The sequence below is a fragment of the Nocardia lijiangensis NBRC 108240 genome (assembly GCF_001613045.1).
Classification (GTDB): domain Bacteria; phylum Actinomycetota; class Actinomycetes; order Mycobacteriales; family Mycobacteriaceae; genus Nocardia; species Nocardia lijiangensis.
In genome coordinates this window covers 1-13348 of the sequence record NZ_BDBP01000028.1, presented here as the reverse complement: position 1 = coordinate 13348, position 13348 = coordinate 1, and the positions used below count along the sequence as shown (strand labels likewise).

At 70.1% G+C, this 13348-nt stretch carries 9 protein-coding genes; 4 read left to right on the top strand and 5 right to left on the bottom strand.

The features are described from left to right. Positions 1 to 161: 161 nt before the first annotated feature. Positions 162 to 1136 carry a glycosyltransferase family 9 protein gene (locus NL1_RS11040; RefSeq protein WP_067837463.1) on the top strand — a complete coding sequence of 325 codons (975 nt, stop codon included), beginning with the start codon at positions 162 to 164 and terminating at the stop codon, positions 1134 to 1136. 4 nt (positions 1137 to 1140) lie between these two features. On the opposite strand, the gene NL1_RS11035 is transcribed toward NL1_RS11040, so the two are convergent. After that, on the bottom strand, positions 1141 to 1458 hold the full coding sequence (locus NL1_RS11035; protein ID WP_067837459.1) for an ArsR/SmtB family transcription factor: 318 nt from the start codon (positions 1456 to 1458) through the stop codon (positions 1141 to 1143). A 261-nt stretch (positions 1459 to 1719) separates the two neighbouring features. Between NL1_RS11035 and NL1_RS11030 the strand changes: the two genes are divergently transcribed. Both NL1_RS11030 and NL1_RS11025 read left to right on the top strand, forming a co-directional pair. Next, positions 1720 to 2325 (top strand): M23 family metallopeptidase, encoded by a 606-nt coding sequence (locus NL1_RS11030; protein ID WP_245673185.1) that lies wholly within the window; start codon positions 1720 to 1722, stop codon positions 2323 to 2325. 224 nt (positions 2326 to 2549) lie between these two features. After that, entirely contained in the window at positions 2550 to 3599 is a 1050-nt protein-coding gene (locus tag NL1_RS11025) for a hypothetical protein (protein WP_067837456.1), read from the top strand. A gap of 37 nt (positions 3600 to 3636) precedes the next feature. Here the strand turns inward: NL1_RS11025 and NL1_RS11020 are convergent, their stop codons facing one another. Beyond that, a complete protein-coding gene (locus NL1_RS11020; RefSeq protein WP_067837454.1) occupies positions 3637 to 3960 on the bottom strand; it encodes a hypothetical protein in 324 nt (107 codons plus the stop codon). Between the two features lie 263 nt (positions 3961 to 4223). Between NL1_RS11020 and NL1_RS11015 the strand changes: the two genes are divergently transcribed. Beyond that, a complete protein-coding gene (locus NL1_RS11015; RefSeq protein WP_067837442.1) occupies positions 4224 to 4559 on the top strand; it encodes an RNA polymerase-binding protein RbpA in 336 nt (111 codons plus the stop codon). A gap of 71 nt (positions 4560 to 4630) precedes the next feature. Here the strand turns inward: NL1_RS11015 and NL1_RS11010 are convergent, their stop codons facing one another. From NL1_RS11010 to NL1_RS11000, 3 genes are all read right to left on the bottom strand, one after another. Further along, a complete protein-coding gene (locus NL1_RS11010; protein ID WP_067837668.1) occupies positions 4631 to 5419 on the bottom strand; it encodes an ABC transporter permease in 789 nt (262 codons plus the stop codon). A 160-nt stretch (positions 5420 to 5579) separates the two neighbouring features. Beyond that, positions 5580 to 6572, bottom strand: a complete 993-nt coding sequence (locus tag NL1_RS11005; RefSeq protein ID WP_067837429.1) for an ATP-binding cassette domain-containing protein — start codon at positions 6570 to 6572, stop codon at positions 5580 to 5582. Between the two features lie 16 nt (positions 6573 to 6588). Continuing rightward, positions 6589 to 13320: a non-ribosomal peptide synthetase gene (locus NL1_RS11000; protein WP_084510482.1), complete on the bottom strand. Its 6732-nt coding sequence runs from the start codon at positions 13318 to 13320 to the stop codon at positions 6589 to 6591. Positions 13321 to 13348: the final 28 nt, after the last annotated feature.

Below are 13348 nucleotides of genomic sequence, written 5' to 3'. Positions count from 1 at the left end.
GAGGGTACTGCCGCGCCGCGGAGAGTGGCGTGGATAACGCTCCACCCGGTCCACGTTTACCGCTCGAGCGGCATGGGAAGTCATCCCTCAGTGGCTCTCGTCGTAAGCACCTGCGGAGTGGGGGTCCATTTTGTGAGGCTCGGGTTGCTAGGGAGAAAAGGGTGGCGGTTGTACTCGTGCTGCAGGCACGCGGACTCGGTGATCTGCTCACCGCGGTCCCAGCGCTTCGTGCGCTGCGACGAGCCAAGCCGAGCGACCAGATCGTCCTCGCCGCCCCGCACCGGCTCAAGCCGATCATCGACCTGATCACCTCGGTGGACACCATGGTGCCGACCGCCGACGTGAGCGTGCTGCGCTGGGACGGCCCGCCACCGCAGCTGGCGGTGAACCTGCACGGGCCGAGCGCCGAGAGCATCGTCGAACTGGTCAAAACCGATCCGGGCCGGATCCTGACCTACCGCAACCCGGCCTTCCCCGAGCTGGAGGGCCCGGACTGGCAGCAGGACATGCACGACGTGGAGCGGTGGTGTCATCTGCTCGAATCCGACGGCATCGTGGCCGACCGCCGCAATCTGGGCCTGGTGCCGCCCGTGTCGACCAACAGCCGCCGCGACTGCGTCGTCGTGCACGTCGGCGCGGGCGCGCCCGCACGGCGCTGGCCTCCGGACCGGTTCGCCGCGGTGGTGCGGCACCTGCTCGTACTCGGTCGCGAGGTGGTGCTCACCGGTGACGAGTTCGAGCGTGACATCGCACTGAACGTCGCCGCGCGGGCCGGACTCTCCCAGGCGAACGTGCTCGCAGGCGAGCAGAACCTCATCGACCTTGCCGCCACCGTCGCCGAGGCCGCGCTGGTGATCAGCGGCGACACCGGCGTCGCACGGCTGGCCACCGCCTTCGGCACCCGCACCGTGCTGCTGTTCGGACCGAGGCCGCCGCGCTGGGGCGGTCCGCCACCGCACCTGCTCGCCAGGCACATCGTGTTGTGGGCAGGCCAGACGGGCGACCCCCAAGCCGACACTCCCGACCCGGGCCTGCTGCGTATAGGAGTGACCGACGTCGTCGGCGCGGTCGAGAAGCAGCTCAGCCAGCGCAACTCGGCCGCGGCTCGTCGCCCCACCTACCGCCGGGTCGGCTGACCTCTCAGTGCTCCGCGCGGGCCTCGCTCAACGCGGCCGCATAGGCCGCCAGCGCGCTCGGCCAGAACTGTTCGAGGTAGTCGCGCGCGTCGCCGAGCCCCCGCGGATCGAGCGTGTACACCCGCCGGGTGCCCTCGGGACGCACCATGACCAGCCGCGCCGCCCGCAGCACCTTCAGATGCTGAGAGACCGCCGAGCTGCTCACCCCGACCAACTCGGCCAGCTCGCCCACCGACCTCGGCGCATGCGGTAACGCCTCGAAAATCGCCCGCCTGGTCGGCTCGGCCAGCGCCTCCAGGGCCCGGACTCCGTTAGTCGCCACTTAAACATTGTGATCAACTAGCAAATAGCTGGTCAAGATCGCCTACTACGCAATTTTCCCAGGTCGCTCGCGCATGAGCGTCGAGCCGTTATCCGTTCGTAATACTCGAGCTGGTCTTTTACCGATCTGTGACTGTAGCCACAAGATAACGATCCGACTATCACGGTCCCGTAGCTTCGAGTCATGCCCGTGACCGATCTGTTATCTGTTCTTCGGCCCGGCGCGACTCGCTCTCGCCGGCACCGTGTCGCCACCCGTGCGGTGGCAGTCTCCGCCGCCGTAGGCGCCACTCTCGGCGTCCTCGCCGCTGCCAACCCCGACCAGGCTGCCGCGCCCGCGGCCGCCGCAGAGTCGAGCGCCATCCAGTTCACCTCGGCCGAGGGGCAACTGCCCGTCTCCGAGCCCCTGCCCTGGGAAGAGCATCACCAGGCCCAGGAGGCCGCCCCGCCGCCTCCGCCGCCGGCCCCGAAGACCGTCCGCCCGGTCGCCGGTCGGCTCACCTCGACCTTCGGCCACCGCTGGGGCGCCGCGCACAACGGCCTCGACTTCGGCGACCCGCTGGGCGCCCCGATCTCGGCTGTCACCGACGGCGTCGTGGTCGAGGCCGGTCCCGCCTCCGGCTTCGGCCTGTGGGTCCGAGTCCAGCAGGACGACGGCACCGTCGGCGTCTTCGGACACGTCAACGACATCCTCGTCGAGGTCGGCCAGCCGGTCCGTGCCGGCGATCTGATCGCCACGGTCGGCAACCGCGGCCAATCTACCGGACCGCACCTGCACTACGAAGTGCACGATCCCTACGCCGGCCCGATCGACCCGCTGCCGTGGCTTGCCGCCCGTGGCATCGATGTAGGCCCCGTCTCCGACTGATACTGCCGGGTTTCGCGAGCACCGATGAGGGGCTCGTGAAACCCCGCCGGTCGTCACTCCCGGCAGCCATGCCCGCGAACAGCGCCGTTCGCGGGCATGCGCTTCTCTACCCGCCGCTCCCCCGCTCCGGGGTGAGCGGCGGCGCCGTCTGATACTCCGGTACGAGGCGCGAATGGCGCTGCGGCGGGACGTGTTCCGACATCTCCGGTTCCTACCTTCGTGACATGTCGACGACCGAACTCGCCACCGTCACCGCACGCCACCGCCTCGATCCGCGGCCCGGCCTCGATCTGCCGCGCGATCTGCGGCGCCTGCACGGTCCGCTGCTGTGGTCTTCGGCCGCGATGACCGCACTCGCCCTGTTCTCCCTCGGTGGCATGCTCGTCGACGACCGCACACTGCTCGGGGAGTCGGTGTGGTTGAAGACCTTCAAGTTCGGGTTCGCGTTCGCGATATACGAAATCACGCTGGCGTGGCTGTTGTCCTTGCCGCACAAAGGATCTCGCGGCACCTGGTGGCTCGGCACGGTGTTCGCGGTGACCGGAGCGCTCGACGTCGGCTTCATCGTGGTCCAGGCCGCCCGCGGCACCTTCAGCCACTTCAACTCCTCCGGCGACTCCGTCAACTCGATCGGCCAGATGGTGTTCGCCTCGGGTGTGCCCGGCCTGTTCTTCGCGAACCTGCTGATCGTGCTGATCCTGTCCTGGCAGCGGTTGGTCGATCGCCCCACCGCCCGCGCCATCCACGCCGGACTCGCGCTGGCCGTGGCGGGCATGGCCCTGGGCTACCTGATGGGTTTCACCGGCGGGCAGCTCGTCCGCGACGCCAACGGACGAGTCGTGGAACTGGTTGCCGGGCACACCGTGCTGCGGGACGCACCCGCCGCCGAGCTCGCGGTCCGCGACACCGTCGAAGGCATGCCCCTCACCCATTGGAGCACCATCGGCGGTGACCTGCGCGTCCCCCACTTCGTCGGCCTGCACGGCATTCAGGTCCTGCTGCTCGCCGCGTTCCTGCTCACCCGCCAGGCTCGACGCCACCCTTGGCTGCGCCCCGAACGCACCCGCGCGGCTCTCATCGGCGTCCTCGCCCTCACCTACACCGGCTTCCTGGCCATCACGTTCTGGCAGGCCATGCGCGCCCAGTCCCTCGTCCACCCCGACGCCCGAACCCTCACCGCGTACGCCTGCCTCACCACCTTCGCCCTCACCGCAACCCTCGTCGTCCACCGCCGCGGCCGACGCCTCGTCGCCGCAGAACGGTCAGCCTTGTGAGCGTCACGGCACACGGCACGGGTGGGCCCCGGGTCGGCTAGCGCAGCCGTTCGGCTTCGCGGGCCAGGGTGACGAGGGTCGCGCTGAGGGAGGCCAGCTCCTCGGTGTCGGCGCCTTCGCCGATCGCGGTGGCGATGTCCTCGGCGGCGCAGCGGGCCGCGAACCAGCGGTCCGCCAAGTCGGCGGCCTCCTGGGCGCTGAGCACGACGGAGTCCTCCGGAATACCGGTGCCTTTGAGGCTGTTGCGGTGTTCGTAGGCCCGTTGACGGCAGGACTGGCGGCAGTACCGGCGACGACGCCCGGCCTCCGACTCCACGATCTCCCGCCCACACCACAGGCAGGACAGCAAGCGGCGCGACATGAGGCAGAACACTAGTGCGTCGCCCGCCGGGTTCGCCCGCAGACCCCCCACCGTGGCCGGACCGCAACACAGCAGACCGCACCGCCGCCCGCGTCGCGAGGGACTGCAACGCCACCGACTACAATGGAACGGTTCACCGGCGCCGTATCGGGAACTATTGACGCAGGCCCGTTCGTTGCACTAGAGGTCCAGCGAGCGCAGGACGCGTTCGCCGGGCACGGTCGCAGCGCAACAAGACTCGAGCACACAGGGAGAGGCACACCATGGCAGATCGCGTACTCCGAGGCAGCCGGCTCGGAGCGGTGAGCTACGAGACCGATCGCGACCACGACCTGGCCCCGCGTCGGATCGCCCGGTACCGCACCGACAACGGCGAAGAGTTCGACGTGCCCTTCGCCGACGACGCCGAGATCCCCCCGACCTGGCTGTGCCGCAACGGCCAGGAGGGCATCCTGGTCGAGGGCACCACGCAGGAGACCAAGAAGGTCAAGCCGCCGCGCACCCACTGGGACATGCTGCTGGAGCGCCGCAGCAAGGAAGAGCTCGAGGAGCTGCTGAAGGAGCGCCTCGACCTGCTCAAGACCCGCCGCCGCGCCTGACGCAGCAGACTACGAAGGCCGCCCCTCCCGTTCGGGGGGCGGCCTTTTGTCGTGACGGCGGCCACGCGCGATCAGTGGCTGGCGACCTTGCGGTAGCGCAGCAGCGCCATCGGCATCGCCACGGCCAGAATCGCGACCGAGCAGATGATGGCGTACTCCACGCAGTGGTCGGCCGCCCAGCCCGACGGCGGCACGAACGACGGCGGGGAATCGTTGTCGAAGAGCTTGCGACCGGCCGCCGACACCGCCGTGATCGGATTCCATTCCGCGATGGTGCGCAGCGGTCCCGGCAGCGTCTCGGCGGAGATGAAGGCCGAGGAGATGAAGCTGAGCGGGAACAGCCAGATCAGACCCGCGCTCTGCGCCACCTCGACGGTCGGCGAGAACAGACCGGTGACCGCGCCCACCCACGACATCGCGAACGCGAACAGCAGGATGATCCCGAAGGCCAAGGCGGCGTCGGCGATGCCGCCGTTGATCCGCCAGCCGACGATGTAGCCGCAAACCACCATGACCGCCAAGCTCAGGATGTTCACCACCAGATCCGAGAGCGTGCGACCCATGAGCACCGCGAGCCGCGACATCGGCAGCGTGCGCATCCGGTCGATGATGCCCTTGTGCAGGTCTCCCGCCAGGCCGACGGTGGTGAACGCGGCGTTGAAGGCGACCGTCTGGGCGAAGATGCCTGCCAGCAGGAACTCGCGGTACTGGCTGCCGCCGAGCGTGGCGCCGAAGATGTAGGCGAACAGGAACACGAACATCAGCGGCTGGATCGTCGCGGTCACCAGCAGCGTCGGCACCCGCAGGATGGTCAGCAGATTGCGGTAGGCGACGATCGCGCTGTCCCGGAAGACGCGCATCTTCGGGGGCTTGATCTCGTAAGGCACATGCTCTTTCGGCTTCGGCTCCGAAGCTTCCTCGCACTGATCGGTCTCGTCTCGTACCACGGTCGCACTCGTCACGAGACCACCCCGCTCACGCCGCGCGCGGCCACGGTGATCGTCGGTTCGCGTCGCTGACTCACGACATGATCTCCTCGGGTACGTCGTCGGTTTCCGATTCGGCGTTCGGCGTGGGCGCCGGGGTGCCGGTGAGGGATAGGAATACGTCGTCGAGACTCGGCCGGTGCACGCTCGCGTCGACGACGCACACCCCGGCGTCGTCGAGCCTGCGCAACGCTTCGACCATGGTGCGCGAGCCGTCGCCGACCACCACGGTCACTTCCTCGGTGCCGGTCTCGTGACTCGGCTCGCCCACGCCGATCTGGGCGAGCACCGTCATCGCGGGCTTCGCCTCTTGGCCGGGGGCCAGGGTGACGGTGAGCCGGTCGCCGCCGATCGAGGTCTTCAACTCGTCGGCCGAACCGCGCGCGATGACCCGCCCGCGATCGATGACGGTGATGCGGTCGGCGAGCAGATCGGCCTCTTCCAGGTACTGGGTGGTGAGCAGCACGGTGGTGCCGTCGTCGACGAGATCGCCGATGACCCGCCACATGTCGAGTCTGCCGCGCGGATCCAGACCGGTGGTCGGCTCGTCGAGCACCACCACCGTGGGGCGGGCCACCAGTGCGCCCGCCAGGTCGAGGCGGCGCGCCATGCCGCCGGAGTAGGTGCCTGCACGGCGGTGTGCGGCGTGATCGAGACCGAGCGTGCCGAGCAGTTCGGCGGCCCGGTTGGCGGCCTGGCGCGGTGACATGCCGTAGAGCCGCGCCACCATGCGCAGGTTCTCGTAGCCCGAGAGGTTCACGTCGACCGCGGCGTACTGGCCGGACAGGCCGATGCGCCGTCGCGCACCCGCCGGATCGCGCAGCACATCGACCCCGGCCACCCGCACCGAACCCGCGCACGGCTTCAGCAAGGTGGTGACGATCCGGACGGTGGTGGTCTTGCCCGCGCCGTTGGGGCCGAGCAATCCCATCACCGTTCCCGCCGGAATCTCGAGGTCGATGTCGTCGAGCACCCGGACCTTGCCGTAGCTCTTGACGAGGCCGCGCACTTCCACCGCGAGCGTCATGACCGCACCTCATTCACTAGGCATCCTCCTTCGTTGTGCCCGCTTCACCCTCGAGATGCCGGTTCAGCACCGGTCCGATCACGGCGAGCGATTCGGGTGCGGTCATCGCCGAATGACGACAGGGCAGTTCGTGGTCGTGAACGGCTCCGGTGACGAACGGCTCCCACGCCGCGGCGCACCGGGTCGGGTCGGACTGGTTGACCTCGTCGGCCGCGGCGGTGAAGAACAGCACGTCACCGTCGAAGGTGCGCGGCCGGAAGCCGTGCGCCAGCACCGTGCCGTTGGTGTAGCCCGCGTACAGCCGCTCCAGGTGCTCGAGGGTGAGCGCCGAGAACGCGCCGGGCCGCGAGCGCAGCAATTCCGCGGCGTCGAGCAGGCTCATCGTGGGATCGAGATCGCCGTCGTCGCCCAGGTCGCTGCCGAACTCCGCGATGATCTCGGCGACGCCCGGGATGGCGTGCTCGAGCCACTGGTCGGAGAGCTGGTAGCTGTCCATCATCGCCAGCAGCGCCACCTCGTCGCCGGACTCCTGCAACCGCACCGCGATCTCGTGCGCGATGAGACCGCCCAGCGACCAGCCGAGCAGGTGGTACGGCCCCTCGGCCTGCACCGACTTGATGTGCGCCACATAGTAATCCGCGGCCTCACCGATGGCGGAGAAGCCGTCCTCCCCCGCGACGTGCGGGGACTGCAGGCCGTACACCGGACGGTCGGGCGACAGGTGCGCGAGCAGGCCCGAGTAGCACCAGGACAACCCGATCGCCGGGTGAACGCAGAACAGCGGAGCCTGACGGCCCGCGGCGACCGGCCGGATCGGCAGTACCGGCCCGAGCGCATCGGCCATGGCGGTCGCGGCGCCGTCGGAGCCCGCCAGCCGCGCGGCGATGGCGGCGGGCGTCGCGTCGCCGAACATCACCTGCACCGGCAGGTCGATCCCCTCGGCCCGCACCTGCGCGACAATCTTCGTGGCCAGCAGCGAGTTGCCGCCGAGCTCGAAGAAGGCGTCGTCGACGCCCACCGTCTCCACGCCGAGCACCGATTCGAAAGCCGCGCACAGCGCCGCCTCGATGGGGTTGCTCGGCGCGCGGTAGCCGCCGGACGCGCTGAACACCGGGTCCGGCAGCGCCTTGCGGTCGAGCTTGCCGACCGGGCTGAGCGGCACCTCGTCGATGAGCATGATCGATTGCGGCACCATGTAATTCGGCACAAGGCCTGCCACATGCTCGGTCAGCTCGCTCGCCGTGACGTCGTATCCGTTGCGCGGCTTCACATACGACACCAGCGCCGTGCTGCCCGCGGGCGTGCGGTAGCCGATCGTGGTGGCGAACTCGACGGCGGGGTGGCGGCCCATCGCGATGTCGATCTCGCCGAGCTCGATGCGGAAGCCGCGGATCTTGACCTGGTGGTCGGTGCGGCCGACGTACTCGATCTCGTGCTCGCCCTCCGCGGCGCCGGACCACCAGCGCACCAGGTCTCCGGTGCGGTACATGCGCTCGCCCGGCTTGCCGTACGGGTTCGCGACGAACCGCTGCGCGGTCAGTCCCGGCCTGCTCAGGTAGCCGCGGGCCAGCGCGGTGCCCGCCAGATGCAGCTCTCCCGTGACGCCGACCGGCGAGGGGTGCAGCCTGGCGTCCAGCACGGTCGCGGCGACGCCGCGGATCGGGCCGCCGATGGTGATCGGCCCGCCGGGCTCCATGGGCTCGGAGATCACCGTGACGATGGTGGTCTCGGTCGGGCCGTACACGTTGTACAGATTGCGGCCCGGCGCCCACCGGGCGACCAGATCCGGCGGCAGCGCCTCGCCGCCGACCAGCACGTGCGCCAGATCGGTGACGCCCGTCGGGTCGACGGTGCCCAGCGCGGAGGTCGTGATGAACGCGTGGGTGATCTCCTCCTCGATGAACACCTGCGCCAGCTCCGCGCCGCCGACCACCCCGGCCGGGGTGATCACGAGCGTCGCCGCGCCGCCGAGGGCGAGCAGCAGGTCCAGCATCGCGGCGTCGAAGCTCGGCGTCGCGAAATGCAGGACACGGCAACCGGGTTGGACGTCGAAGCGCTCCGCGGTCTCGGCGGCGAAATTGGACAGGCCGCCGTGGGTCACCACGACACCCTTCGGGGTGCCGGTGGAGCCTGAGGTGTAGATCACGTACGCGGGGTTGTCCACCCGCAGCGGACGCAGCCGCTCCTCGTCCACGATCGCGTTGTCCGATTCCGCGAGCACGCTCGCGCGGAAGTCGGGCTCGTCCAGCTCGATCCACTCGATGCCGTCGGGCAGCTCCTCGCGGTACTCGGCGAGCGTGATGCCCAGTGCCGCACCGGAATCGGAGAGCATGTGGGCGATGCGCCCGGACGGGTACAGCGGATCCACCGGCACGAACGCCGCGCCCGCCTTGGCCACCGCGAGCACCGAGGCGACCGACTCCACCGACCGCGGAATCCCCAGCGCCACCAGTGTTTCCGGTCCGACACCGCGACCGATGAGCACGCGGGCCAGCCGGTTGGTCCAGCGGTCGAGCGCGTCGTAGGTCACCTGGGTGCCGTCGGAGCGCAGCGCCACCGCCGTGCGGTCGACGTTCGCCGCGGCCTCGAACACCTCGGGGAAGACGATCGGGCGGTCGGCCTCGATACCGCGCACCGGAGCCAGCCCGGTCCACTCCTCCGGATCCAGCAATTCCAGATCGCCGACCGCGGCGGTCGGCGTCGCCGCGATCGCCGAGAGCAGTCGCACCAAGCGCTTGCCGAGCCCGTACGCGGTCCGCTCGTCGAACAGATCGCCCGCGTAGTTCACCGCGAGGCCGATACCACCGGGCTCGCCCTGTGCGGTCTGCTCTTCGGTGAGCGTGAACTGCAGGTCGAACTTGGCGATTCCGGTGTCGCTGTCCTGTGCCTCGATGTGCAGTCCCGGCAGTTCCAGGTTCTGGATCGGGCGGTTCCGCACCGAGAGCATCACCTGGAACAGCGGGTGGTGCGACTGCGAGCGGGCCGGGTTGAGCACCTCGACGAGCCGTTCGAACGGCAGGTCGGCGTGAGCGAACGAGTCCAGGTCGATATCGCGCACTCTGTGCAGCAGATCGGTGAAACGCGCGTCCGGATCGATCCGGGTGCGCAGCACGAGCGTGTTGACGAACATGCCGATCATCCGGTCCAGCGCCGGGTGGCCGCGCCCCGCGATGGCGGTGCCCACCGCGATGTCGTCGGTGGCGGTCATCCGGTGCAGCAACACCGCGAGGGCGGAGTGCAGCACCATGAACATGCTGACGTTGTTGGAGGTGGCCACCGTCTGCAGTTCCCGGTGGGTGACCGCGTCGATCGCGCATTCCACCGTGCCGCCGCGATAGGACGGCACCGGCGGCCGCGGCCGGTCCGCTGGCACGTTCAGCAGTTCGGGGACACCGGCCAGCGTTTCGCGCCAGTAGTCGAGCTGCTGGCGCAGCACCGAGCCGGGATCGTCCTCGGCGCCGAGCGTATCCCGCTGCCACAGTGTGTAATCCGCGTACTGCAGGGTCAGCTCGTCCCACTCCGGCTGCTGCCCGGCGCAGGCGGCGCTGTAGGCCACGGCCACGTCGGCGGCCAGCGGCTCCAGCGACCAGCCGTCCATGGCGATGTGGTGCACGACGAGCACCAGGACGTTGTCGGTGGAAGCGGCGGGCAGCGCCGTGCCGTCCGGGTCGGGTTCGTCCGACACCGTGATCAGCGCGGCGCGCAGCGGCACGGTCTCGCCGAGATCGAATCCCGGTTCGGCGAAGCTGCGCACCGCGTCGTCGACGGCATCGGGGGTGACCGTCGCGACGAACAGCGTCACCGCGGCGTCGGCGTGGTCCAGCACGACCTGGGCCGGCTCGCCGTCCAGCTCCGGGAACACCGTGCGCAGCGACTCGTGCCTGGCCTGCACCGCGTGCAGCGCCTGCACCAGCGCGTCGACGTCGAGCCTGCCCTGCATACGCAGGACGACCGGAATGTTGTAGGCGCCCGCGCTGCGGTCCGCCGCGTCGGCGGCCGCGCCGACTTCGTTGAACCGGTTGAGGAACCACAACCGCTGCTGCGCCGCGGAGAGCGGGATCCGGTCGGGCCGCTCGCGCCGCACCGGCTCGGGACGCGCATCCGCCCCGGACGGGCCGGATTCGAGCATGGCGGCGAGCTCGGCGACGGTCGGCGTGGCGAAGACGCTGCGCACCTCGAGGCGGGTGTTGGTCGCCGCTTCCAACCGCGCGACGAGCTGGGTTGCCAGCAGCGAGTTTCCGCCGATGTCGAAGAAGCTGTCGACCGCGCCGACCAGCTCCGCGCCGACCAGCTCGGCCATCACCGAAGCGACCAGCTTCTCCATCTCCGTCTCCGGCGCACGACCGGCGGCCCCTGCGGCGAATTGCGGCTCGGGAAGCGCCGAGGTGTCCAGCTTGCCCACCGGGGTGAGCGGGATCCGGTCCAGCACCGTGATGCTCGCCGGAACCATGTGCACGGGAAGCAGTTCCGCGGCGTGCGTGCGCAAGGCCTCGATGTCGATACCGACGTGCACGTCGATCGGCTGCACGTAGGCGACGATCCGATCGGCGCCCGCGATGTGGCGGACGCAGGTGTGCGCGAACCGCACGCTCGGGTGCCTGGAGAGCGCGGCGGTGATCTCGCCGAGTTCGATGCGGAACCCGCGCACCTTCACCTGGTGGTCGCTGCGGCCGAGATACACCAGGTCGTTCGTGACGTTCCAGCGCACCACGTCACCCGTGCGGTACATGCGGGCGCCCGCCGGGCCGAACGGGTCGGCGACGAACCGGCCCGCGGTCAGGCCGGAGCGATCGAAATAGCCACGCGCCACACCGAATCCGCCGAGGTACAGGTCGCCGGGCACGCCGACGGGCACCGGCCGCAGCCGGTCGTCGAGCACCGTGGCACGCGCGCCGCGCACCAGCGTGCCGATGGTGATCGGCGCACCGACGGCCACCTCGCCTGCGGTGACGACGACGGTGGTCTCCGTCGGACCGTACCCGTTGAGCATCAGCCGTCCCGGCGCCCACCGGGCCACGAGTTCCGGCCCCCACGCCTCGCCGCCGATCATGAGCGAACGCAGGTGCGGCAGCGGCCAGCGCCCGTGGTCGATGCTGGACAGCGCGGCAGGCGTCATGAACGTGTGGCTGACCCGCTCGCGGTCCATCAGCTCGGCGAGTTCGTCGCCGCCGTAGATGTCCGGCGGGCAGATCACCATGGCCGCGCCCGAACCCACCGCGAGCAGCAGGTCGAACACGGCGGCGTCGAAGCTGGGCGAGGAGAAGTGCAGCGTCCGCGCGTCCGCGTCGACCCGCATCCGGTCGTGGATCTCGTCGGCGAAGTTCGACAGTCCGCTGTGGGTGACCGTGACGCCCTTCGGCGTACCGGTCGAGCCCGAGGTGTAGATGATGTAGGCCAAGTCGGCGATCTGCACGGTCCGCGACAGTTCCGCGTCCTCGATCGGCCCGTCGTCCAGCCCTTCCAGCTCCGCCGTCAACACCGGATCGTCGAGCTCCAGCCAGTCGATCGACGCGACGTCGCCCGCCGCGTGCAAACGGTAGGCGTGCGCGGACACGGTGACCCCGAACCGGCAGCCGGAGTCGGTCACCATGTGCCGGACGCGATCGACCGGGTAGTTCGGGTCCACCGGCACGAAGGCCGCGCCGGACTTGGCCACCGCGAGCACGGTGAGCACCGATTCGATCGAGCGGGTCAGGCCGAGCGCGACCCGAGCGCCCGCGCCGAGACCGCGCCCGATGAGGGCACGGGCCAGGCGGTTCGAGCGCCGGTCGAGCTCGGCGTAGGTCAGCGAAACACCGTCGGACCGAATCGCTTCGCGCCACGCATGCCGCCGCGCCGTGGCAGTGAAGTAGGCCGCCAAGGTGAGCTGCGGCGTGGTCTGCCCGCCGGTCGCCGGGCTCAGCAGCCTGCGCTCGATCTCGGTGCGTGCGTCGATATCGAACACCCGCGCCCGTGGATCGGCGGTGACCGAGGCCAGCACGCGCAGGAACCGATCGGCCAGCGTCTCGACCGTCGCGGCATCGAAAAGTTCCGCCGCGTAGACGAATTCGAAGGAACGCGCACCGGTGTCGCGCGTCGCGACCCGCAGCTCCAGATCGAACTTGGCGCGCGCGATGTCGAGTTCCTCGGCGCTCAGCGCCAGCGCGGGCAGCTCCAGGGCCGGCGTCGGGCCGTCCTGGACGGTCAGCGCCACCTGGAACAGCGGACGGTTCGTCCCGACGCCCATGACGCGCCCCAGCTCCTCGACGACGCGTTCGAACGGAACGTCGGCATTGGCCATGGCCGTCAGTTCGGTGTCGCGGTCGGCGCGCAGCTGGGCGGTGAACGGCCGGTCCGGATCCACATCGGAGCGCAGCATCATGGTGTTCACGAACATGCCGACCAGCTCGTCGAGCTTGGTGTCGGTGCGCCCTGCGACCGGCGTGCCGATGACGATGTCGCGCCCGCCGGTGATGAAGCGCAGCATCACAGCCAGCGCCGAGCGCAGCACCATGAACAGGCTGACACCCTGCTCGCGCGCGAGTTCGCCGAGCGCACGCTGGACCGGCTCCGGCACGGTGAACCGCACGACGCCTGCCTGCTGGGTGGGATCGAGGGGCCGCGGCCGGTCGTACGGCAGCGGCAGCTCGGCGGGCAGGTCGGCCAATGCGCTGCGCCAGTAGGCCAGCTGCCCGCCCGCGATGCTGTCCGGGTCGCTCTCGTCGCCGAGGCAGGCACGCTGCCACAGCCCGAAGTCGGCGTACTGCACCGGAAGTGGCGCCCAGCCGGGCGCCCGG